This window comes from Formosa algae (assembly GCF_001439665.1).
GTDB lineage: Bacteria > Bacteroidota > Bacteroidia > Flavobacteriales > Flavobacteriaceae > Formosa > Formosa algae.
In genome coordinates this window covers 174,866-198,812 of sequence record NZ_LMAK01000078.1, presented here as the reverse complement: position 1 = coordinate 198,812, position 23,947 = coordinate 174,866, and the positions used below count along the sequence as shown (strand labels likewise).

Sequence of the window (23,947 nt, the reverse complement as noted above, 5' to 3'; positions counted from 1 at the left end):
GAAAAGTCCAAATAATTATGACGGAAGGAAATTTTGTAGACTACGTAAAAATTCAATTAACTTCAGGAAATGGAGGGAAAGGATCTACGCATTTACACCGCGAAAAGTATGTCGCAAAAGGAGGTCCCGATGGGGGCGATGGTGGTCGAGGAGGTCACGTTATTATAAGAGGTAACGATAATTTATGGACACTTTTTCATTTAAAGTTTAAACGTCATTTACGTGCTGGACATGGCGAACATGGAAGTAGTGGGCGTAGTACTGGTGCAGATGGGGAAGACGTGTATTTAGATGTGCCGTTAGGAACTGTTGTTCGTGATACTGAAACTAACGATGTGCTTTTCGAAATTACTGAACACGGAGAAGAGCGTATTGCTAGTCAAGGTGGAATGGGAGGCCGAGGAAACTGGCACTTTAAAAGTTCTACAAATCAAACACCGCGTTACGCACAACCAGGAACACCTTTAGAAGAAAAGTATGTGACTTTAGAGTTGAAATTACTAGCCGATGTTGGTTTAGTAGGATTCCCTAATGCAGGGAAATCGACTTTATTATCTGTTATTACTTCAGCAAAACCAAAAATTGCAGATTACGAATTCACGACACTTAAACCCAATTTAGGTATTGTTGAATATCGCGATTTCCAAACCTTTGTTATGGCAGATATTCCTGGTATTATTGAAGGTGCAGCTGAAGGTAAAGGTCTTGGATATTACTTTTTAAGACATATTGAGCGTAACTCGACATTATTGTTTTTAATTCCAGCAGATGCTGAAGATATTACAAAACAATATGAAATTTTATTAGACGAATTACGCCGATATAATCCTGAAATGTTAGATAAGGATCGCTTAATAGCCATCTCTAAATGCGATATGTTAGATGATGAATTAAAAGCTGAATTAAAAACAGAACTTGACGAAAAATTAGGTGTAGACTATATTTTTATTTCGGCAGTAGCCCAACAAGGTATTACCGAATTAAAAGATAAACTTTGGAAAATGCTTAACGTTTAAGTCTTTCTAAATGATATAAAAAAAGGAGCCCCATTGAGGCTCCTTTTTTTATGACTAATAATTCTTATTTAATAGTTATAGTGGTGCCTTCACTATGACTATTAAATTCTGGTGCATACATACTTTCTATAGTTGTTATACCATTACTCATTTTACCAGAGTTGTTTACGCGCAAATCATATTCAAAGACATAAATACCTTTGCTTACACTGTCGAAAAAGAAGTGCGTAGCAGCGTCTTTAGTACTTTCATAATATCCTAAACCATCTTGCCATTTGTAAGACGATAAAACATTTACGGGTTCTAAACCAGATGCGCGCATATCTTTCATATGAAGGAATTCCATGTTGCGATCTGTCTTTAAAGTGATACGCACAGTAATTAAATCTCCAACTTTTAATTTAGTTGATGGCTCAATGGCTTTGAGTGCTTCTCCTGTATCTGTATTCGATTTAAGAAATAATTTCTTTGTTAATTGTAAAGGTGTTTCTGCTGAGGTAATGGCATCTAAATTTTCAAAATACTGCCAATATAAACTTCCCCAGGCAGTTCCTGTAGTATTCTTTTTTAAGGTAACTTCGGCCAATTCAGGTGTAATTTCATCGGCGTTCCATGTGGTTTTAAAATAACCACTACCAGCTTCTACTGCGTTATTTTTTAGTTTTGATTCAGGAATAGGTTCATCTCCAATGGTCACGTTAACGGCGTCTGAAACAGATATCCAATCACTGCCTTGAAGTAAAATGGCATAAACAGCATCTGTAGTCGATTTGGTTGTAGACCAACGATTGGTTTGCTTATTCTTCAATAACCATTTCGTTAAATTATCTATAGTTTTTGTCTCATTTTCAATTTCTGAAAACGCTTCAATTAATAACGATTGGGTTTCAATAGGAGCAGCGTTCCAATACCAAGATGCTGTGTTTGCTTTCCAATACATACCCAATTCTTCACTTGTAATACTGTTTTCTTGTAATGATTTTATAATAGCCGTTGCTGTTTTTTTATCTCCAGAACGGTGCATAATCAAAGCCATCAATCCTTTGTCGTATAAAGATTTTTTAGTCCAAAATGTTTGTATTTGTGACTTGTAATAATTTATAATGTTTTGAAGTTCTTCAGAAGGTTTGTCTTCAGTATAAAAACTTCGCATATACAAATAATGCAATTGCATACTTGTTAAATGATTCGCATCATAATCTGGAGTTGCATTGTATTTAGATATATCACGATAGGTTTTAATAAAAGCTTTGTCGCTAAACTGAAGTGCTTTTCTAAGCATCTTAGCATTTGCGTCTGTATTAACCCCTAAATGTTCAAGATGTCCAAAACCAGTAAGAATATGTTGTGTTATGTATCGGTTTTCACGTCCGCCAGCAAACCACGGCCACCCTCCAGAATTTAATTGGTTGCGCTCTAGTTTTTGTTTAGCTGTTTCAAGTGAATTTGTCATGGTGTTTAAATCGAACAATAAACCAATGCGTTTCTTTTGTTCGGCTTCACTTTGTGCATCGCGTAACCACGGTGTCTCTTCTATAAGAATAGATTTTAATTCGTCGTTCTTTTCTAAATTGCTAATAAGTGCATCTTTCGATTTCCATAAGTTGAAAACCTCTTGAATACGCGGATTAGAATGTACAATTTGACTTCCTAAACTATTGGCATAAAAACGGGAAAATACCTGCTCGTTACAGTCGTAAGGGTATTCCATAACATATGGTAAAGCCTGTAAGGCATACCAAGCTGGATTAGAAGTAATCTCTAATGTCAGTTTATGGTGTTTTAAAGTTTTAGAGTTGTTGTATTTTAATTTATCGAGTTGGAATGTGCGCGATGTGTTTCCGTTTACCCACATTGGTAAACTTTCGGTCACTAACATGCGGTTAGATAATACAGGTAATATGTTTTGTTCGCCATCGCTAAATTTTTCTGTCTTTGCTAAAATTTTATATAGAACAGCATCTACAGTTTCAGGAATTTTAAGTGTCCACGAAACTTGTGTATTGTTGTTTGCATGGACTGTAAAAGGCTTTATTGCTTTTATATTATCTAAATTAATATCTATAGGTGCATTTGTAACAGCATCAAAAAGTTGTAACACCGCTTGCCCTTCTAGTAAATTTTCTGAAAGATTTACAATTTTACTGCTAATGGTGATCTCATCGCCTTGTCTTAAAAAGCGTGGTGCATTAGGCTGAACCATCAATTCTTTCTGGGTAACGGTTGTTAATGTGCTCTGACCCGTTTGTACACTTGGAGTGTGAGCTAAAAGCTGTAGTTTCCATTGCGTTAAAGCTTCTGGCGATCTGAAACTAAAACTAACTTCGCCGTCGCTATTGGTTTGTAATTGCGGAAAGAAGAAAGCTGTTTCTTTTAGGTCTTTTCTGATTTTAACATCGTTAAAAGTAGATCCATTTTTAGTAGTAATAATAATAACGCCATTAGCTCCTTTTACGCCATATAAGGCAGTGGCTTCGGAACCTTTTAAAACTTCAAGACTTAAAATATCTTCTTTACTAAGCGTATTGGTTTGTGATACGACACCGTCTATAATGTAAAGAGGTGCTATACTATCTTTATCTACTGAAGCATTTCCTCGGATTTTAGAAAACGCTACGTCTGTGTCTTCCATGACAATTTCTTCTACTTCCTCTTCATCTTCAACCACTTCAATAATTTCAGGTGCTGCTGATGGTGAAGGATTTTTCATGCTAGATCTTTTTCTGTTTAAATACTGACGATTGACCCAACTATTGCCGTTAAAACTAAATCCGAACCAATTTAGGGCATCATAGCCTTGAGGTGTTATGTTTTTATGCGGAACATTAATATATAAATATGTATTATTGGTTCCGAAGGCAGTGTTCGCTCTCCAATTATTATAAGCATAATAGGTTGGTAAAGCATTAGCATTTAAAGACCAATCATGCGATTTAAACTGATCTAAAGATGCGTCATACATACTAGCCAGCACTTCTGCTGTTACTTTTTCGCCTTGAGGTCCAGAAATTTTAAAACGCCAGGTTTCTTCACTTCCTGGCTGAATTTTATCGCGGAAGGTTTCAGTTTCTATTTGTAAATCTGTAGGCGGATAAGGCACGGAAATATTTAACGTTCCCGAACTAAAACTATTAAAAGCGGCGTAACTGTAATGAATGGCAAATCCGCCTAAATCTGAAGGTAATACTGGGATTTTAATAGTTTCTTTATTTGCGCTTAAGTTGATGATGTGCTGAGCATACACTTTATGGTCTTTTTCTATTTCTACAGTAACGACTATATCTTTAGCAGCAGAACCTAAATTTAATTCTACAGATTCTCCGGGCTTATATTCTGTTTTGTTTGTATTAATCTCAAACAATCCATGGTCTGAAACCGTTTTGTCTTTAATACTAAATAACTCGAAAGTGGTCTGGTCTGTAATATCTTGATTTAAGTTGTTTTTACTTTCAAATACTGCAATATATTTTCCGGATTCCCAATGTTTTGTATGCTCTAAATTAAGCGTTTTAGTGTTTTCTGTATTTATTATTTTTTCAAAGACAGGTTCACTTTTTTTGGACAGTACTGTTCTATCTTCATCCTGATACGTGTCAAATGGGAAAAGCGATTTAAAAGTAGCTTCGTCTATAGTTTTATAATCGGGTACAGCCCAAGGTCGTGGTCTTAAGACATGGTTGGGAGCTATAAATTTATATATTTTTAAAGTTCCGATAATAGGAGCGAACGCGCCATTAAGGTTAGTCGTACTTACGTTTACAACATTGTTTTTAGACGTTTTATCTAATTTACGATCTATAGTCAATTGCACTTTTACGGTGTGGTAACCCACAGAAACTGTAGTAGATTTAGAATGTGTCTCGCCGTTTATGTCTGTAATATCTGCTGTAATTCTATAGTTAAAAACAGGTAAAAATGCTTTGTCTAAACCTAGATCGGGAATGGCTTTAAAATTGATGGTGAACTGTCCTGCATCATCTGTAAGTGTCTCGCCATGTGTAATTTCTAAAGATTCGGAATTATAATGCGGTATCGATCTATAATACCAATACGGTACATCTGCAGTTCGTGTTACACGATATACTACTTTAGCATTTGTTATTTTACTTCCTGTAAACGCCAGAGCTTCTCCGCTAACCTTAACAGAATCATTTACTGTGTAAGTATCTGTAATTGGAGAAAAATGTGCCTCAAAAGTCGGCCGTTTGTAATCTTCAACGGAAACATAAGTTCGGGAAAGCATAGATTTACTCTCAGATTTCGCTTTAATTTCTATGTTATACTGACCGTTTAAACCTGAACTAGGTAAAATAAATGAACCATGAATAGAGCCGTAAGTATTGGTTTTTAAACTTAGTTGTTGTACTTCTTCGTAATTTGAATTGTATAAGGTGGCTTGTAAAGTTTCATCTTTCAAGACGTGATTATCACCACTTTGAGTCTGCATGGCTATAGCCTTAAAATACAGGGTTTGTCCAGGGCGATAAATGCTTCTGTCGGTAAACACAAACGACTTGTAGTTAGTTGTATTTTTATCTTCATTTCGATTATAATTTCTGCCCAAATAAAAATCGTCATAATGTACAGTGTCGTTAGGAGTGTGTATGGTTAAGTCAAAATTGACGTATTCATTAGTTTTAGGTATACTAAAGTTTCCGTATGCATCTGTGGTTTTTGTTTCTGTTTTATTTTTACTTCTATTGTGGGTATAAAGAATAGTTACCTTGGTATTTGTGAATGGTTTTCCTGTGGTTCTGTTAATACACTGAAAAGTTAGTTGTTCAGGATTATCTTTTTTTACAATAGCAATGTCTGAAACCTGAAGTGTGTTATATGTTTTAGATTTTGATAGCGGGTCTGTAGCAGTAATTAAATATATACCGTTGTCTAATTCTGGGACAATAATTTCTGTGCGATGTTCTTGAAAATCGCCTTCGTTTTTTAACTTGGCGGTCCAGGCAGTTTTAAAGTTAAGTGTGTTCGCAAAACTATCTTTATCTTTTTGAGAGAATAAATTGTTAAAATAGAGATACGCTCTACGACTGATTTTTGCAGCTTTAAAATCTAAATTTTCTAGGTTCTTGTAGGTAATTAGAAAACGAGATTTGCTATTGTTTGGCAAAATTAATTCGTTTGTAATACTGACTTCGGGATGTTGAATCTCTAATTTTAAAGCTTCCGAATATGCTGCCGCATTACTTTTTGGAAATTTAGATATAACTGATTCGCATAATGCCACTGCATCTTTTAATTTCCATTGTGTTTCGGGTAGAGTTTTAGCAGCATAGTTTTCGCCTTGGGTTTTCCAAATTTTAGCTATTTCTAAATTATAAAATCCAGAAATAGAATGGTCTCCATATAATGCTTCAGATTTTTTAAGCATTTCAATACTTAAATCATCTGCATGTTCAAAAACAGCATGCGCTTTAACAAATAACAAACGTTCAATATCTATAGTAACAAGTGCATCTATATTGTTTTCGGTTAAATGATAACATATTAAATCTTGATAAATTTTTAATGCCTGAAACTCTAAAGATGTGGTGTCTTTAGTTTCTAGGTTAAGATCTAAAAAAGTTTGTGCTGGGCTCGCTAGTTTAGGATTATCGATAGTAAATGTATACGCGGGTTTTGTAATATTACGTTCATTACTTTTATAGAACTCTAAAGCATTATGACTTAGTAAATCGAAAATAGTAGGTCTGTATAATTTGGAGTTTTTCTGTTCTAAAATTAAATCAGAGAATGTGTCTATAGCCGTGTTTTTTAAAATAGTTTCATCTGTTAAACTATGTTGAAAATGTAGCTGAATTTCAGCAAACAATGTGTTTAAATCCCATGTTCTAAAATCTGTTTCGTCTACTTTTTCAGCCGTTTTGGTCCGATTATAAAACTGATAGCGGTGCTGCTTAAAATAATCCCAATAAAAATTAGCAAGCATGCTTTCTAAAATATTTTTTGAGGGTGCTTCGCTTTTTGCGATTTCAGATTTAAAATTATCTATAATTTCTAATTGCGCATCTTCCTTTAAGACTAAAGCAAACTTACTTTTGTATAGCATGGCTTTAATATGCTGAGGTTGATTGTCTGCTTGCAATGCAATTTTATCTATATGCTCTACTTTTTCTAAAGCCGACTTTGGTAAATCTTTCAATTCTAGAGTTTCAACTTCCGACCATAATTTTTTATAATTAGGGACTTGAGACAAGCTGATATTAGTAAAGAATAGGGTAAGAATTAAAGACGTAAAGATTTTCATATAAGAGAAGGTTAGTGTTGTTTCAAAAAAATGAAATCAAAAACAGTTCCACTTTTGGTTTATGTTAGAAAGTTAATTCTTTTTTTAGGCTTTAAATTTTAAAAAAGTATAATTAATTGCGCTTTTAAATAGATTATTTTTGCGCTATGAATCGTTTCGTTTTTTGTATTATAATTATGTTTTTTAGCATTTCGGGGCCTATGTTTTCGCAACAACCTTTGGTAGAAGCACAAGCCCATTTTAACGATAAAAAATATGATTTAGTGATTGTTACTCTTGAAGCAGAATCTTTATTGCCTATAGAACATTCTGATGTTATAGAATTGCTAGGCGATGCTTACAGTCACACAGAAAAATGGGATGCAGCCATATCTCAATATAGAGTATTAATAAATGCACATACTGATGTTGCAAATTACTATTATAAATATGGAGGTGCTTTAGCCATGAAAGCGCTTAACGGAAGTAAAATGCAAGCAATTCCGTTGGTTTTAGATGCAAAAGAAGCATTTTTAACCGCCGCTACATTAGATGCAAAGCATATTGATACACGATGGGCTTTGGTTAAAATTTACATTGAATTACCTTGGGTTTTAGGCGGTAGTACAACCACTGCAATAATGTATGCTAACGAATTGGAGGCCTTATCTGTAGTTGATGGATGTTTAGCCAAAGGATATATTTATGAAAAGAATCATGATTATAAATTGGCAGAACAACACTACAAGAAAGCTGTAGAAGTTGGACAATCTAAAGTGTGTTATAATACGCTTGCAACATTTTATTTAAACCAAAATCAAACCCATAAATCAATTACAGTTTTAAGAGCAGCGTTTACAAAATTTAAGGATGACGATTTTCAGCAAAAAATAGCTGAGATTAGTCAGTAATCTTATTTAAAACGTATTAAAACCTGTATCTTTACAACCCTCAAAATAAGTTTATGAATGTACATTTTATAGCCATGGGTGGAAGTGCTATGCACAATTTAGCCTTGGCATTACATAACAAAGGTTATCACGTTACGGGAAGCGACGATGAGATTTTCGAACCTTCAAAATCAAGATTACAAACCCAAGGATTGTTACCCGAATCTTTTGGATGGTTTCCAGAAAAAATCAATTCGCAACTTGATGCTGTAGTTTTAGGAATGCATGCAAAAGCCGATAATCCGGAGTTGTTAAAAGCTCAGGATTTAGGACTTAAAATTTACAGTTACCCCGAATTTTTATACGAACAGTCCAAAAATAAAACACGTGTCGTAATTGGTGGAAGTCATGGTAAAACAACCATTACATCTATGATTTTACATGTTATGCATTATCACGATCGCGATGTAGATTATATGGTTGGTGCACAACTAGACGGTTTTGATGTGATGGTAAAACTTACAGAAGACAATGATTTTATGGTATTAGAAGGCGATGAATATTTAAGCTCGCCAATAGACCGTCGTCCGAAATTTCATTTATACAAACCTAATATTGCACTTTTAAGCGGTATTGCTTGGGATCATATTAACGTGTTTCCGACTTATGAAAATTACGAGGAGCAATTCAAAATATTTGTCGACAGTATTGTAAACGGAGGAAGTATTACGTACAATGAAGAAGATGATGCTGTAAAACGTGTTGTAGAATCGTCTGAAAACCCGATACGAAAATTACCATATCATACTCCTGAATATATTGTAGAAGATGGAGAAACTTTATTAGAAACGCCAGAAGGACCATTGCCTATTGAAGTGTTTGGCGCGCATAATTTAAACAATCTTGCAGGAGCAAAATGGATTTGTCAGCATATGGGAATTGATGAAGACGACTTCTATGAAGCGATTTCAACCTTTAAAGGCGCTAGCAAGCGTTTAGAGAAAATTGCAGAAGGTAATAACAGTATTGCTTATAAAGATTTTGCACATTCGCCAAGTAAAGTAAAAGCGACAACAAATGCGGTAAAAGCACAATTTGAAAACAGAAAATTAGTAGCCTGTTTAGAGTTGCATACATATAGTAGTTTAAATGCTGAATTTTTAAAAGAATATAAAGGTACTCTTGATGCTGCAGATAAAGCAGTGGTATTCTTCTCTCCACACGCCGTAGAAATTAAAAAATTAGACGCGGTAACAAAAACGCAAATAGCAGAGGCTTTTGAACGCGACGATTTAGTTATTTATACCAATCCAGAATCGTTTAAACAGTTTTTGTTTGCCCAAAATTTTGAAAATAGTTCCCTGCTATTAATGAGTTCAGGAAATTATGGCGGATTAGATTTTAATGATGTTAAAACACTTATTAACTAAATAAGTTAAGATACCTTTCTTGATTATTCCAAAAAGTGTAAAGAGTTAATTATAATAAAAAAAGCGAGTTTTAGAAATATCTAAACTCGCTTTTTTTATTATTAAATGTTATTATTTCATCTTATCTGGTTCTTCCGAATTCTTATGTGTTGGTAAGTATTCTATTTGGTTTTCTTTTTGTGTTGATTCCGTAGAGATGTCATCTTCTAAAGTCGTAGACTTATTTAAATTATCGGGCAAATTTCGTACGTTAAGGTCGCGCTGAGGGAAGGGTATTTCTATGCCTTCAGCCTTAAAACGGTTATAAATACTAATAGATATATCGCTTTTAGCTTGTAAACCGACTTCGTAATGTACCCAAAAAAGTAATCTAAAGTTAAGCGCACTGTCTCCAAAATCATTAAATAAAGCTCTTGGCGGCGGATCGTTTAAGGTGTATTTATTTCCTGTAGCTATTTCTGTTAAAATTTCCAATACGCGGTTAGGGTCAGAATTGTAAGACGTTCCAATTAATACTTCAACACGTTTAGTATTGTTAGAGAGCGTCCAATTTATTAAATCATTAGAAATTAAGTTGTTATTTGGTACGACAACTTCAGCGCCATCAAACGTATTTATGCTGGAAGATCTTACTCCAATGCGGTTTACGGTTCCTAATAAGTTATTAACTTCAACCGTATCTCCAAGTAAAATAGGACGTTCAAACACTAAAATTAACCCAGACACAAAATTGGAAATAACAGTTTGTAATCCAAAACCAATCCCTAAACCTAGCGCTCCAGCCATTAAATTAAATTTACTTAAATCGACTCCCAATGCTCCGAGTGCTAATATAACTCCGAAGCCTAAAATAAAATACCTAATCACTAAAGACACCGCAGCAGGAATTCCTTTTGGAAGCTTAAGAAGTCTTAAAACACCATCGCCATCGTTTATTAAAAACGATATTAGTTTAGTTAAAGAATAGGTTAGTATTAAGGTGAAAATAAATCCTAAAACCCCTTCTAGAGTAAATGTTAAACTACCTATTTGGTAAGGTTCTGATAAGGAATAACTAATGGTTTCTTGAATAGGACTTAAAACATCTATAATGCTTAGAAAATATAAAGTCCATATTATTGTGACTACAATTCTAGAGATTTTAATAGTTTGTTTTTCTATATGAAAACGATCCATTTCTACATAAGTAGATTTTACGCCATAATGTCTATTAATTACACCTATGGCAATGCCGTTAAAAATCATAAGTAAACTATAGAAAAATGTTGTTATTATTCCGCTTTGTGTACTTATTTTTAAAGTAATGTCTGTAAGATTTGTGTAGCCTAAAATATTAGAAATAATAGAAATGACACTTAAAATGTAGATTATAGGTGTTAGACGAATTAGTAATTTTCCGAAACCATCAACTTCCAAGTTTTTTATTCTTTTGTATGGACTAGTGAATTTGTAAAGCACAATTATAACGACAATGGCTTCAAATAAAATATAAATACGATACAATCCAGACGTAAACCAAACGTAAGATTTTAAAGAGTTAAGTACAAAAAATAAAATAACAAAAAATACAATGTCTTTAAACTGCTTATGCATATATGGCCGCATAAGTGGGATTGCTGTAGCTAAAATTAATAAGGTTGTAATGTCTGAAAACAGTTTAGGTGTATTTGTAAACATAGATTTCAAAACCAACAAAGACAGAAATAGAATACAAATCTTACTTTGATGTATAATAGTTGTTCTAGCACGTGCTAAACGTTTAGTTCTTTCCTTGTATTTAAATTTAAGAAACCCTTTTTTTAATCGTAATATAAACAAGGTAATTACGCTTAAAAAAATGATGTATAATAGTATGGTTCCTTTTCTGTTTTTTAAATATTCGTAAGAGCTTGAGACGTTATTTTTAATCGATTCTACATTGTCTTTATCTTCTGGGCTTTCAGATTTTAAAGTAAAAGTGGAGTGCCATAAAGCTTCGTGACGCGGATAAAAAATGTCGTAAACATGAGAATTTTTTAATGTTTCTAGATCTTCCATTACTTGTTCGGTAACGTTAATCTGATCATTAATTTCAGTTTCAAGAATAAGATAATAGTTATTGTTGTCTATAATGAGTTCTTTAGTCTGCTTTGTCTTGTCCCAAACCTTCTTTATGGCCTCTAGAATTTCTTTTGGAGAATCGTTTTCTATGGCTTTTTTATAACTGAGTTCCCACGTTTTTTCTTTATTAATAATGTTATTAATATATCTGGAATTACGGGTTTCCTGATTGTTTACTGTAGATAGCCAACTAGATAATGTGCTTTTATATCCGTACCATTTTAGAATAAGGTTGTCAATTTTTTGAAGATTAGGACTGGCCTTAATAAAGTTTTCTAGAGTATTAGATTCCTGTAATAAAAACTGATAATGTACGGCGTGTACAGAATCTATCTTTTTAATATTTTCTGGAATCTGGACCTTTTTCTGAGTTAATTTTAGCTCGTTATTTGTGTTTTCAATTTCTTGAACAATATTAACAGAACTAATAGCTTTGGGTTTAGATGTTTGTGTAGAATCTAAATTACCGGTGACCATTTCTACCTCTGAAAGTAAGTCGGTTTGTGCTTTTGTTACATAAGATGAGAACAAAAGCAGTATACAAATTAGATATTTAAATCTGTTTGGTTGCATATTTTAATGACGATATAAATCTAAAATAGGTTATAAAATTTAAAAGACCTTATCTAAAAACGGTTTTATAGTGGTTTTATTTACAGAAATTAACTGTTGTTTGGCCAGATTTTGTATGTCTTGATCTTTGTTCTGAGACAATTTAAACTTGCCTTCCCAATGGGTAATATCAATTTCAAATCCCATAACATAATTTACAAATTGGTCCATTTTAGGATTATGAAAATCTAAAATATAAGCTTCTTCAGGTGCTTCTAAAAACGATGTCATATCTACCATAGATTGTTTAATGGCATTTTCATTTTCTATTTCTATTGCAGTACCTTGAAGGTGTACTTTTATATAGTTCCAAGTGGGTAGGGCTTCTGCGCCCATTAGACTCGGAGATATATAGCAATCTGGACCTGAGAAAATAACGGTTACTGCTGTGTTTCCTGTTAGCAGTTTAGCCTGAGGATTGTTTTTATCTATATGCCCTATAAGTTTGCCCGATTTATAAATTAAAGGCAAATGTGTAATAAAAGGCGTATTGTCTTTTATAGAAATCACTGTAGCTAAAGGGTAATGTTTAATCACTTCTATCAGGTGATTTTTATCGGAATCTTGATGTATGTTAGGCGGATAACTCAACGGTGAAATAATTTAGTTAGACGTTAAATTGGTTTAAATGATGATCTAAATGTTTGTACTGCATTTTGCCCCATTGTTCGGGTGTAAAGTAACCAAAAAGCGGATGATTTGGCCATGTTTTTACGGTAGATTTTTTAGAGAATTCTGTAATTAATAACACTAAACGTGTTTTTTCTTTATCAAAATCTTGAGGTGTGTCTATAATTAATTCTTTAGCGGTTGGTAAACCTTGTTTCCACGGTTTGTCATTATATAGTAAGGGTTTAAAAAGTTTCATTATTTGTTTCTGAAGCCATCCTGTTTTTGAAGTTAAAGTTATGTTTTCTAACGCAATGTCTAATGGTGCTTGGCAATGTTTCAGCATTTGGGACACATCCATTTTACCCCATTGTGCTGGAGTTTCTGGTGTGAGTTTATCTAATCTATCTAAAATAGATTGGGATGAGGTTGTTTCAAATAAAGAGTTCATTATCAGTTGTTTTAGTTGGTTTGGTAATTTACAATTTTTATATTTATAGTATGTCAGAAAAAAAGATTCCGTTTTCAATTAAAAATTGGTCGCAAGACGATCAGCCTAGAGAGAAGTTGCTTTATAAAGGACAAGCTGCTTTAAGCGATGCCGAATTGGTTGCTATTTTAATAGGCAGTGGCAATCGGGAAGAAAGTGCGGTAGATTTAACTAAGCGTATTTTAGGAAGTGTTGATCATAATTTAAGAGCTTTAGGGAAATTATCTATCAAACAACTCATGGCTTTTAAAGGGATTGGAGAAGCTAAAGCGATAGCTATTGCAGCAGCTATGGAATTAGGTAGACGTCGTGGAGGTGAGGAAGCTGTAAAACAAAACAAAATCACATCGTCTGCATCTGTTTTCGAAATTATGCAACCTATTCTTGGTGAATTAGCTCACGAAGAATTTTGGATTATCTATTTAAATAATTCTAATGCTATTCTACAAAAACAACAATTAAGTAAAGGCGGAATAACCGGCACTTTAGTCGATGTACGTTTAACATTAAAAATGGCTTTAGAGCTAGGTGCGACGGCACTTATTTTGGTGCATAATCATCCGTCAGGGACTTTAAAGCCTAGTGTAGCCGACAAACAAATTACTCAAAAATTAAAAACAGCAGCGTCTAGTTTAGATATTAAAGTTTTAGATCATGTGATTATAACCGAGCATTCATATTTTAGTTTTGCCGATGAAAATGAGATGTAGTATGCTTTTACTTGAGTTATCGGTATTCTTTAGTGTAAAATCATTACTTTTATTACTTTAAAATCAATGTGTGCTTCTAGTATATACCCATAAAATAACGCCACGTATAAAATTTACGTTTAAACATCTCTGTACCAGAATTCTTGGTATTCCAGTGTCGTTTACCACGACTATAGAAACGTTTATTGCTCACGACAGTTTTAAAATGTCGTATACCAGACAACCTTTAGGCAAAGAAATTTTTATAAGAAGTCACGATTTGCTATTCGAACAAGGGTTGTCAGATCCGGATTTAAACATTACCAATTGGGACGATACTAAATGTTTCTTTTTTAATGGTGATAAGAGTGCATTGCCATACGATATTTTTGCCGCTTCCTTTTATTTGTTAAGTAGATATGAAGAATATTTACCACACGTAAAAGATGAGTTTGGAAGGTATGTTGCTAAGGAAAGTCTAGCTTATAAATACAAGTTTTTAAATCAGCCCGTAGTCGATATTTGGGCTTACAAATTTAAAGCTGTTTTAGAAGCCCATTATCCGGATTACGAATTTAAAAACCGAACATACAGTATAAAACCTGTTATAGATGTACCATCGCCTTACGATTTTAGGTTAAAAGGATTAATGCGAACCATGGGTGGAACGTTTAAAGATCTCTTTGCTCTCCAATTTAAACGATTATACTATAGGTATGTGGTGCTTTTTAATTTAAAACGCGATCCGCACGATACATTCAAATACATTTTAAACAGACAAAAACAGACCAAACATCGGTTTCATTTTTTCTTTTTAATTGGCGATTATTCAACCTATGATAAGGGCATAAGCGTACATAGAAAAGATTTTGTGTCGTTAATTAAATCTGTAGCAGATTACTGTAAAGTAGGGCTTAAGGTCTCTTATTTTGCTATTGAAGATAAAGCTGTACTTAAGGAAGAGCAGCAACGTATGGAAGGGATAATTAATACCTCTTTGTTGGAATCTCGGAATTCATTTTCTAAATTAAATCTACCCGATTTATATCGGAATTTAGTCGAGTTAGAAGTTCTAGACGATTATACCATGGGTTATGTTAATGAGTTGGGATTTAGGGCAGGAACTTGTACGCCGTTTTTCTTTTACGATTTAGATTACGAAGTACAAACACCTTTACGTATAAACTCTTATCACGTTATAGATTCTGCATTATTAAGGTATTCGTCTTTTTTAGATAAAAAGGAATCGCTACAATATATTATCAATCAGGTAAAGCGAGTAAATGGCGAATTTGTGCCCATTTTTCATAATTACACATTTAGCGGATACGGCCGTTGGAAAGGTTTTAAAGAATTATTCAATATTATTTTAGACTCTACAGAAGATGACAAATAACATAACAGATGTGTTTTTCGATTTAGATCATACCCTTTGGGATTTCGAAAAAAATTCGTCCTTAACATTTCAAAAAATATTCGAAGTAAATCAATTAGACATCGATTTAAATGTGTTTTTAGATGCTTATGTTCCGGTAAATTTTAATTATTGGAGCCGTTTTAGAAAAGGAGAAGTCGATAAAGATACCTTGAGATTTGGACGATTAAATGATACATTTGTACAGTTAAAAATGCCGATAACATCAGATTTGGTGTATAAATTATCTGATGATTATATTGCTTACCTATCATCATTCAACCATTTGTTCGACGATACCATTTCTATATTAAATTATTTACAACCTAAGTACAACCTTCATATTATTACAAATGGATTTGAAGAAGTGCAAAACTCTAAATTGGCAGGCTCTAAAATCAATCAATATTTTAAAACGGTTACAAATTCTGAGCAAGCTGGTGTAAAAAAACCACATCCAGATATTTTTAATTTTGCATTACAACAAGCAAATGCTGAGGTAAATACAAGTATTATGATTGGCGATAATTTAGAAGCCGATATTCTTGGAGCTATAAATGTTGGTTTGCAAGCAATTTATTTTAATGAAATACCGTTAACAACACATCAAGATATAACTCAGATAGACAAATTAATAGATTTAAAAACCTATTTGTAAAACTTAATTACCTTTGCATAAATTATTAAACTCATGAAAAAAATATTTTTAGTATTGTTTATAAGCGTATGTTTTAGCTCTATAGCACAAACAAATTTAAATGCTTATAAATATGTAATTGTTCCAGAAACTTTCGATTTTTTAAAGAAACCAAATCTTTACCAAATGAATGCGTTAACGCAGTTTTTATTGGAAAAAGAAGGATTTGTAGCGATCATGGAAAATGAAGTAATGCCAGCAGATTTAGAAGCAAATGGCTGTTTAGCTTTACGTGTAGATGTGCTTAACGAATCGAGTTTATTTACTACCAAATTAAAAGTGTTATTAAGAGATTGTAAAAGCGCCATAGTGTTTGAATCTGATTATGGGACCACTAAAGAAAAAGATTATAAAAAGGCTTATCAGTTGGCATTAAGAAATGCATTTAAATCTTTTGAGGATGTAAATTATGAATACCAAGCTGTTGCAGTTGCTAGTACACCTGCAGTTCCTGCTCCTGCAGTAACAGAAACGGCGGTTGCTACTAAAGCAGTTGCTTCAAATGCTGTATCAGAAGTAGTCGCTCCAGTGTCTGATGTATTATATGCACAAGCCATTACTAATGGTTATCAGTTAGTAGATAGTACACCAAAAGTGGTTTACATTTTAAAAGAAACCAATATAAAAGATGTGTTCTTTGTTGAGGGTAAACAAGCCACAGTTCGTAAATCAGGTGATAAATGGGTTATCGAATTTTACGAAGGCGAAACTTTAAAACAAGAAACACTTAACGTGAAATTTTAAGGACTAATTAATATTCTAAATATTAATAACCATATTTAGCTTTCCAGCGTTGCTTTAAAAAGTTACGATCAGATTGCTCTCTAGCATTAGCACCAGGCTCATACAGCTTGGTGTTTTTTATTTCATCTGGTAAGAACTCTTGTTCAGCAAAATTATTTGCATAGCTATGGGCATATTTATAATCTTCGCCATAGCCCAATTCTTTCATAAGTTTAGTTGGTGCATTTCTTATGCCTAGTGGTACAGATAAGTCTCCTGTAGCTCTTACTAATTGTTGTGCTTTTCCAATCGCTTCGTAAGCCGAATTACTTTTAGGCGAACAAGCCAAATACGTAGTACATTGGCTTAAGGTAATTCTAGATTCCGGATATCCAATAGCAGATACCGCTTGAAAGGTGTTATTCGCAATAACCAGAGCTGTTGGATTGGCGTTACCAATATCTTCACTAGCAAGAATTAATAAGCGGCGGGCAATAAATTTAACATCTTCGCCACCTTCTATCATTCGTGCTAAATAATAGACTGCCGCATTGGGGTCGCTACCACGAATAGATTTTATAAAGGCCGATATGATATCGTAATGTTGTTCTCCAGTTTTGTCGTATCGCACCGTATTGTTCTGTACTTTTTTAAGCACAATCTCATCTGTAATTACAATATCTTCCTCTTCAAAAGTATTTACAAGAAGCTCAAAAATATTTAATAATTTTCTTCCATCACCTCCAGAAAGACGCAATAAAGCCGCTGTTTCTTCTAGTTTTATGTTCTTTTCTAATAAGAATGAATCCGTTTCCATAGCACGATGTAAGAGTGCTTCTAAATCGTTTTTATCGAATGCATTTAAAACATACACTTGGCAACGGGAGAGTAGGGCAGGAATGACTTCAAAACTTGGGTTTTCTGTGGTTGCTCCAATTAGAGTCACCCAACCTTTTTCTACAGCTTGTAATAGAGAATCTTGTTGCGATTTACTAAATCTGTGAATTTCGTCTATAAATAGAATCGGGTTTTTTGTTGTAAATAAACCTCCGCTTTGTTTTGCTTTGTCAATAACTTCACGAATATCTTTAACACCAGAATTTATGGCACTTAACGTGTAAAACGGTCTGCCGGATTGTGTAGCAACAATATTTGCTAAAGTAGTTTTACCTGTACCTGGAGGTCCCCAGAAAATCATAGATGAAATTAAGCCTTGTTTTAATTGTATACGCAATGGACCATGTGGTCCTACAAGGTGAGTTTGGCTAATATAGTCGTCTAAAGTTTCAGGACGTAAACGTTCTGCTAAAGGTGCGTTCATATTGTAAAATTACTTATTTTTTAATGTTTTTAAATATTTATCGACTGACATTTTATCATCATAGCTAAAAACGGTTTACAATTTGATTATTGAATTGAAATATAATACATGAAAAAATACGAACATTTTAAATTTTCGAACGGCGTTATTGCTTATCCGTTAGCCTTTGTGTTATTGCTTTGGTATGTGTTCTGGTTTGAAATTGAAACACATATTTTTTTTAATTCACATGGCATTTATCCGCGAACTTTATCTGGTTTACAAGGTGTCATTTTTAGTCCGTTTATACATTCAGGGATTTCTCATTTATACCATAATTCTATTCCGTTATTTGTATTAAGTGTTGCTCTGTTTTATTTTTATAGACCAATTGCTTGGAAAGTTTTAGGTTATGGTATTTTGGTATCTGGATTTTTAACTTGGTGTATAGGTAGGCCATCTTACCACATTGGCGCAAGTGGTTTAATATATGTGTTGGTAAGTTTTATTTTTTTTAAAGGTGTTTTTGCTAAACACTACAGATTGGTGGCCTTATCACTTTTAGTCGTGTTTTTATACGGAAGTATGATTTGGTATGTGTTGCCGGTACAAGAAGGTGTGTCTTGGGAAGGACATTTGTCGGGATTGATAACGGGCTTAATTTTTGCTTTGTTTTTTAAGAAGGCTATTGCTAAGCCCAAACAGTTTGCTTGGGAAAGGGAAGATTATAATGAAGATGATGATACATTCTTAAAACATTTTGATACAGATGGTAATTTTATAGAGCATAAGATTATTGAAGATTTGGAAGAAGACGAGTCAGTGAAGTCTTTAGAGCAGCAACAACATCGTCCTAAAATTGAATATCGCTATGTGTTTAAGGCGCACAAAGATGAAGATGATGAAGAAGAAGTTGCTAATTGAGAATGTATAAAAAAAAGCAAGACTGCTTTTTTAAAAGCAGTCTTGCAACAGACTAATTACATAAATAATTAAAAATTACTTTATGTTGAACTAAAGTGTGATCTTACTCAGTTCTTCCACGTATAGAAGTCTCTTTAACTTCTAAAAGTAAGTGGTCTTTATTTAAGGATTAATATCCTTCATTTTGTACCATATTAGCATTTGTGTCTATATCGTTTTGCGGAATTGGATACGCTAGTCTATAATCTCCATAGCTAATAGTAGAGGTAAAGTTTTGTTGTAAAGATGTTTTTTCAATGTCTTGACCAGTACGCATAAGATCATCAAATCTAAAACCTTCAAACATTAACTCTTTACGACGCTCGTCTATAATAGCGTCTTTGGTTATAGTTGTTAAGCCAGCTAAACCTCTGTTAGTTCTTAGTGAGTTTAATTCGCTTAAACCACCACCTGTAGATTCGTATAACGCTTCTGCATAATTTAAAATAATCTCTTCGTAACGAATAACAGGGACATTATCAGATCCATTAATATCTGGATATTTATATAGATTACGTAACAAAGTGCCTTCGTAACCTAATATATCTGCTCTTACATCGCCTTCTTCAAAAATATCGATTACCTCGTCTAGAACTTGCACGTCACCGTAGCTACCACTATCTCCTAACCTGTAAATAAAACCTAAACTGTTACTGCTTAAGTTATCTGAGCTTGTATAAGCCAGTTCGAAAATTGAATTTTGCTGACTTCCGGCAGACCATGAGCTAACGTAATTGGCTGAAGACACCATACTGTATAAACCAGAGTTAATTACGGCTTCAGATGCTGATATTGCATCATCCCACATTTCAAAATAAATGGCCACTCTAGATTCTATAGCTTTAGCAGAATATTTAGACATTGTTATTTTTGTAGAATCGTAATAGTCATCACTCATCATATCAAAGGCTGTTTGTAGGTCGGCCATAATAGCGGTAACGTTTTCAGAATAAGTCGATCTGCTTGGGTATAAATCTTCCCCTTTATATTCTGTAACATAGGCAATTCCTAAAGTCCCTCCAGTATTCATTTGTCCATATTGTTTTAATAAGTCAAAGTGAACCAATGCTCTTAATGCATAGGCTTGCCCTTGGATGTGATAACCTTCTTCTAATTCGCTAGTATCTGTAGCTAAGGCTGTAATATCTTGAGCTATAATTACGTTTGCAATCGCAATGGCCTCGTAGGCTTCGTCATAAAAATATCCTGTATTTGCATTATAGGCAAATGACGCTTCGGTGGTGAAACGACCAGAGTTTCCGTTAGAGAAACAGTTGTCTGTTCTTACTTCATTAGTAATGATGTAATCTCTACCATAGTATCCGCTTTCTGTCAAGTATTCGTAAGCACCCAACATTAATCCAGAAATATTATTTATTGAATTGATACCATCTTCAACAGACTTATTTTGCTCTAAGGAAGGGTCTAAATCTTCGGTAGTACAAGAGCCTATAGTAAATAATAGGGTGGCTACTGTTAAGATTTTATATATGTGTTTTATGTTTTTCATAGTGTATTAAAAATTAATGTTAAGACCAAGAATTATTGATTTGGTAGGTGGAGTTTCTAAACCAGTAAACCCATCAGAGTCTATTTCAGGATCATATTTTAAATAATCACTTTTAACCCAAGTATACGGGTTTGTTGCTTTAACAAAAATTCGAGCAGATTGTAAGCCTGCAATAGAATTAACGCTTTCAGGTAGGTTGTATCCAAACGTTATATCTTTAATTCTAAAGAAATCTCCATCGTATAAAAATTTACTATTTTGTTGCCATGCTGTGGTTGCATATCTCATTTTACCAAAACGTGCTTCGTCTCCAGGTTCTTGCCATCTGTCTAAAATAGCGTCTACTCCTTGATAGTATAAGGTGGTAAATAAATCCGTTCCGTTAGTGTATCTCGCCCAGTCTTCGTAAACTTTATGTCCGCCAGCATAATAAGAAGACACATTTAAAAAGAAATTATATGCTTCTATGTTTACATAAATTCCTGCAGTAATTGTTGGTAAAGCACTTCCGCCTTGCCAAGCTTGATTAGCGGCATTATAATCATTAGTAGTTTCACTTCCTTTGCCATCTATGTAATATAATTCATCACCCGTTTCGGTGTCTACACCTGCCGATGTAACCATATACCAGCCATATGCTGGATGACCAGATTCTACTCTTTGAGTTGTTCCGCTAATTACAGTTTCTTCTCCCGAGTTGTCTTCGTACATTTTTAGAACTTCATTTTCGTTAGTGGCTAAGTTTCCTCCAAAAGAAATGCTTACTTTTTCTGAACGATAAACATCTGCATTTAATTCAAATTCAAATCCTTTGTTTTCCATTTCCCCAACATTCGCAATTTGCGAAGAGAAACCAGAAGTATACGGTAAGTTAACATTAAGAAGCATGTCTTCTGTAACTCTTCTATAGTAAGTCAGGTTCGTTGTAATTCTATTATTAAAAAAACCTAAATCTATACCAAGATCTAAAGATTTAGACGTTTCCCAAGATAGTCCATCTGCTCCAAAAGTATCTAAGTAAATGGCAGAGGTTCCGTTGTAATCTCCATCATATCCAAGAAGGGATTGGTATTGGTTAATAGAAATATTAGCATTACCTGTTAAACCATAAGATCCTCTTAATTTTAAGGTGCTTAACCACGAAGAATTTGCTAAAAAGGCTTCTTTTTGCATGTTATAAGCTGCTCCCACAGACCAGAAAGTTCCCCATCTATCAGACGCATCAAATCTTGAGTTTCCTTCTCTACGAATGGTTCCGTCTAAAACATATTTTCCTTGGTAACCACTATAGTGCATTAATCCTGTGTATGAAGCTACTGCCCAATCCGTAAAATAAGAATTCGCTGTAGTAGGTGTACCTGCAGAGTTTAGATTTGTTAAGCCATCATCAGCAAAGTTTTCAGCATCAGCTTCTAAATAATTATATCTGTTTTTCTGAAATTCTTGTAACGCTTTAAAGTTTAAACTATGGTCGTCATTAATATTTAGTAAGTAATCTAAATTGTTTTGGAACACATAATTAGTTCTTGTGCTATTAGACTGCCATCCATAACCATTTGTAGAGGCACCATCTCCGTCTACTCGGTTACGATATCTCTTGTAGTTATATAATTGTAAGTCTATAGCAACAGTCGTGTTAAATGTTAGGTTAGGTATTGGTAATTCCCAGTTTAATGAGTTGTTAGATGTAATTCTTGTAAATTTAGAATCGTCTATATCTTCTTGTGCAATCCAAAGTGGATTTGGTAGTGAAGTATCTAAATTTATATTTCCTGCATCATCATAAGGTTGATCTGTAGGAGGCATAAAGAATTTAACGGCTCTAGGTGAAGAAAAATAAGCACTCGTTTCTAATAAACCATCTTGATAAGAATACGACCCTGAGTTTCTTGTAGTAAATGTAATTTTGTCTGAGAAATCTTTAGATAAATTTACTTGACCAGTGAATCTTTGAAAATCAGATCCAATTACTGTAGCTTCTTGGTCATAATACCCTAATGATGTAAAGAAGTTGTAGGTCTCATCTCCACCACTGGCAGAAATATTGTATTCCATTAAAGGAGCATCTTTATTTGTAATAACATCTTCCCAGTTTGCCTCTGGACGTCCAGCAGCATTCCAAGCTGTATATACACCACCATCTAAATTATTAGCTTCACTAAAAGCTTGTGCGCCTGCTAAGTCAAAACCATAAGATTCTCCGTAAGTATTAAAAACACCCTCGTAGTATAACGTTTCTCTTTCTGCCCCAGTTAATACTTGTGGTCCATCTACAGCATCGTTAGAAAATCCGTAAGAAGAATTAAAGTTGAAGGTTGTTTTTCCAGATTTTCCATTTTTAGTTGTAATTACAATTACACCATTTGTTCCACGTGCACCATAGGCAGCCGTAGCTGAAGCATCTTTTAATACGGTTATACTTTCTACGTTGTTAGAGTTAATAGAAGCAAGAGGAGAAAATGTAGATCCAGAAGTGGTGCTATTGGCAGCTGTACTAGAAACCGGTACACCATCTATAACATATAATGGATCATTTCCAGCAGTTAGAGAACTTCTACCTCTAATTCTAATATCTGAAGTAGATCCAGGAGTACCAGAGTTTACGTTAAAGGTTAAACCAGCTACTTTTCCTTGAAGTACTTGGTCTATGGTTGAAACAGGAACTTGTTCAAAATCTTCATTGTTTAATTGCACTGTAGATCCCGTAAGTTCTGTTCGACTAGTTTTAGTATACCCCATTAATACTATTTCGTCTAAAGCAGAAGCGTCCTCTTCTAAAGTAACGTTAATGGTGTTAGAAGTACCCACTATTTTTTCTTGGGGTTTGTACCCCACAAAACTGAATATAATAGTTTGTCCAGGTGAAGCTAAAATGGAATAGTTTCCATCGAAGTCTGAAGATGTTCCAGATGTAGATCCTTTAACCATGATGGATGTGCCGGGTAATGGTAAATCATCTGGTCCTGTTATCGAACCTGTAATTGTTTTTTGTTGTGCATATGTAAAATGCATAAAGAACAGTAGAAGTGTTAAAACTCCGCAAGCTTTTTTTTTCATATGATTATAGTTGAATTAGGTTGTATCTAAAATCATAATTTTTTGTTAATAATACAAGGTGTTGTATTTGTTAGTTTTTGTAATTTGTGATTTTTAATGAATTATTATATTAAGATGTTGTTTTTGTTTAAATATAAAATATCTTATATGTTAAATTATTGATTTATCAATATTTTGACATGTTATTTTGCTGATTTTAAGTGTTAACT

The 23,947-nt window shown here is 33.7% G+C and carries 15 protein-coding genes; 8 read left to right on the top strand and 7 right to left on the bottom strand.

The annotated features are described in order from the left end of the window. The first annotated feature begins 17 nt into the window (after window positions 1-17). The gene (obgE, locus tag AST99_RS17590) at window positions 18-1,016 is read left to right on the top strand and encodes a GTPase ObgE (RefSeq protein WP_057784025.1); all 999 of its coding nucleotides are present in this window, start codon (window positions 18-20) and stop codon (window positions 1,014-1,016) included. Window positions 1,017-1,080: 64 nt separating this feature from the next. Here obgE and AST99_RS17585 read toward each other — a convergent pair whose 3' ends face one another. Next, window positions 1,081-7,275 carry an alpha-2-macroglobulin family protein gene (locus AST99_RS17585; protein WP_057784023.1) on the bottom strand — a complete coding sequence of 2,065 codons (6,195 nt, stop codon included), beginning with the start codon at window positions 7,273-7,275 and terminating at the stop codon, window positions 1,081-1,083. Window positions 7,276-7,451: 176 nt separating this feature from the next. Between AST99_RS17585 and AST99_RS17580 the strand changes: the two genes are divergently transcribed. Beyond that, on the top strand, window positions 7,452-8,165 hold the full coding sequence (locus AST99_RS17580; protein WP_198151544.1) for a tetratricopeptide repeat protein: 714 nt from the start codon (window positions 7,452-7,454) through the stop codon (window positions 8,163-8,165). 53 nt (window positions 8,166-8,218) lie between these two features. After that, a complete protein-coding gene (locus AST99_RS17575; RefSeq protein ID WP_057784019.1) occupies window positions 8,219-9,574 on the top strand; it encodes a UDP-N-acetylmuramate--L-alanine ligase in 1,356 nt (451 codons plus the stop codon). Window positions 9,575-9,685: 111 nt separating this feature from the next. On the opposite strand, the gene AST99_RS17570 is transcribed toward AST99_RS17575, so the two are convergent. From AST99_RS17570 to AST99_RS17560, 3 genes are read right to left on the bottom strand one after another with little or no spacing between them, the layout of a single operon-like run. Next, window positions 9,686-12,247: a mechanosensitive ion channel domain-containing protein gene (locus tag AST99_RS17570; protein ID WP_083495724.1), complete on the bottom strand. Its 2,562-nt coding sequence runs from the start codon at window positions 12,245-12,247 to the stop codon at window positions 9,686-9,688. A gap of 39 nt (window positions 12,248-12,286) precedes the next feature. Then, window positions 12,287-12,877, bottom strand: a complete 591-nt coding sequence (locus AST99_RS17565; protein ID WP_057784016.1) for an FMN-binding negative transcriptional regulator — start codon at window positions 12,875-12,877, stop codon at window positions 12,287-12,289. A 16-nt stretch (window positions 12,878-12,893) separates the two neighbouring features. Then, on the bottom strand, window positions 12,894-13,346 hold the full coding sequence (locus AST99_RS17560) for a DUF1569 domain-containing protein (RefSeq protein WP_057784013.1): 453 nt from the start codon (window positions 13,344-13,346) through the stop codon (window positions 12,894-12,896). Between the two features lie 50 nt (window positions 13,347-13,396). Here AST99_RS17560 and radC point away from each other — a divergent pair, with 50 nt between their 5' ends. The 4 genes from radC to AST99_RS17540 all read left to right on the top strand — a co-directional run bounded on the left by radC (window position 13,397) and on the right by AST99_RS17540 (window position 16,929). Next, on the top strand, window positions 13,397-14,095 hold the full coding sequence (radC, locus tag AST99_RS17555; RefSeq protein ID WP_057784011.1) for a RadC family protein: 699 nt from the start codon (window positions 13,397-13,399) through the stop codon (window positions 14,093-14,095). A 70-nt stretch (window positions 14,096-14,165) separates the two neighbouring features. Continuing rightward, complete coding sequence (locus tag AST99_RS17550) at window positions 14,166-15,470, top strand: polysaccharide deacetylase family protein (RefSeq protein WP_057784009.1); 1,305 nt, start codon at window positions 14,166-14,168, stop codon at window positions 15,468-15,470. Continuing rightward, the gene (locus AST99_RS17545; protein WP_057784007.1) at window positions 15,460-16,146 is read left to right on the top strand and encodes a YjjG family noncanonical pyrimidine nucleotidase; all 687 of its coding nucleotides are present in this window, start codon (window positions 15,460-15,462) and stop codon (window positions 16,144-16,146) included. Before AST99_RS17550 ends, AST99_RS17545 begins: the two co-directional genes overlap by 11 nt. 33 nt (window positions 16,147-16,179) lie before the next feature. Further along, window positions 16,180-16,929, top strand: a complete 750-nt coding sequence (locus AST99_RS17540) for a hypothetical protein (protein WP_057784004.1) — start codon at window positions 16,180-16,182, stop codon at window positions 16,927-16,929. Window positions 16,930-16,951: 22 nt separating this feature from the next. Here AST99_RS17540 and AST99_RS17535 read toward each other — a convergent pair whose 3' ends face one another. Continuing rightward, complete coding sequence (locus tag AST99_RS17535) at window positions 16,952-18,229, bottom strand: replication-associated recombination protein A (protein ID WP_057784002.1); 1,278 nt, start codon at window positions 18,227-18,229, stop codon at window positions 16,952-16,954. A 108-nt stretch (window positions 18,230-18,337) separates the two neighbouring features. Here AST99_RS17535 and AST99_RS17530 point away from each other — a divergent pair, with 108 nt between their 5' ends. Further along, complete coding sequence (locus tag AST99_RS17530; RefSeq protein ID WP_057784000.1) at window positions 18,338-19,132, top strand: rhomboid family intramembrane serine protease; 795 nt, start codon at window positions 18,338-18,340, stop codon at window positions 19,130-19,132. 169 nt (window positions 19,133-19,301) lie between these two features. Here the strand turns inward: AST99_RS17530 and AST99_RS17525 are convergent, their stop codons facing one another. Both AST99_RS17525 and AST99_RS17520 read right to left on the bottom strand, forming a co-directional pair. Further along, window positions 19,302-20,681: a RagB/SusD family nutrient uptake outer membrane protein gene (locus AST99_RS17525; protein WP_057783998.1), complete on the bottom strand. Its 1,380-nt coding sequence runs from the start codon at window positions 20,679-20,681 to the stop codon at window positions 19,302-19,304. Between the two features lie 6 nt (window positions 20,682-20,687). After that, a complete protein-coding gene (locus tag AST99_RS17520) occupies window positions 20,688-23,738 on the bottom strand; it encodes a SusC/RagA family TonB-linked outer membrane protein (RefSeq protein WP_057783996.1) in 3,051 nt (1,016 codons plus the stop codon). Window positions 23,739-23,947 lie beyond the last annotated feature (209 nt).

Excerpts from the sequence above, each read along its gene's own strand:
- obgE (WP_057784025.1), top strand. The coding sequence starts at position 18 with ATGACGGAAGGAAATTTTGTAGACTACGTAAAAATTCAATTAACTTCA.
- AST99_RS17585 (WP_057784023.1), bottom strand. The coding sequence starts at position 7,275 with ATGAAAATCTTTACGTCTTTAATTCTTACCCTATTCTTTACTAATATC.
- AST99_RS17580 (WP_198151544.1), top strand. The coding sequence starts at position 7,452 with ATGTTTTTTAGCATTTCGGGGCCTATGTTTTCGCAACAACCTTTGGTA.
- AST99_RS17575 (WP_057784019.1), top strand. The coding sequence starts at position 8,219 with ATGAATGTACATTTTATAGCCATGGGTGGAAGTGCTATGCACAATTTA.
- AST99_RS17570 (WP_083495724.1), bottom strand. The coding sequence starts at position 12,247 with ATGCAACCAAACAGATTTAAATATCTAATTTGTATACTGCTTTTGTTC.
- AST99_RS17560 (WP_057784013.1), bottom strand. The coding sequence starts at position 13,346 with ATGAACTCTTTATTTGAAACAACCTCATCCCAATCTATTTTAGATAGA.
- radC (WP_057784011.1), top strand. The coding sequence starts at position 13,397 with ATGTCAGAAAAAAAGATTCCGTTTTCAATTAAAAATTGGTCGCAAGAC.
- AST99_RS17545 (WP_057784007.1), top strand. The coding sequence starts at position 15,460 with ATGACAAATAACATAACAGATGTGTTTTTCGATTTAGATCATACCCTT.
- AST99_RS17540 (WP_057784004.1), top strand. The coding sequence starts at position 16,180 with ATGAAAAAAATATTTTTAGTATTGTTTATAAGCGTATGTTTTAGCTCT.
- AST99_RS17535 (WP_057784002.1), bottom strand. The coding sequence starts at position 18,229 with ATGAACGCACCTTTAGCAGAACGTTTACGTCCTGAAACTTTAGACGAC.
- AST99_RS17530 (WP_057784000.1), top strand. The coding sequence starts at position 18,338 with ATGAAAAAATACGAACATTTTAAATTTTCGAACGGCGTTATTGCTTAT.
- AST99_RS17525 (WP_057783998.1), bottom strand. The coding sequence starts at position 20,681 with ATGAAAAACATAAAACACATATATAAAATCTTAACAGTAGCCACCCTA.
- AST99_RS17520 (WP_057783996.1), bottom strand. The coding sequence starts at position 23,738 with ATGAAAAAAAAAGCTTGCGGAGTTTTAACACTTCTACTGTTCTTTATG.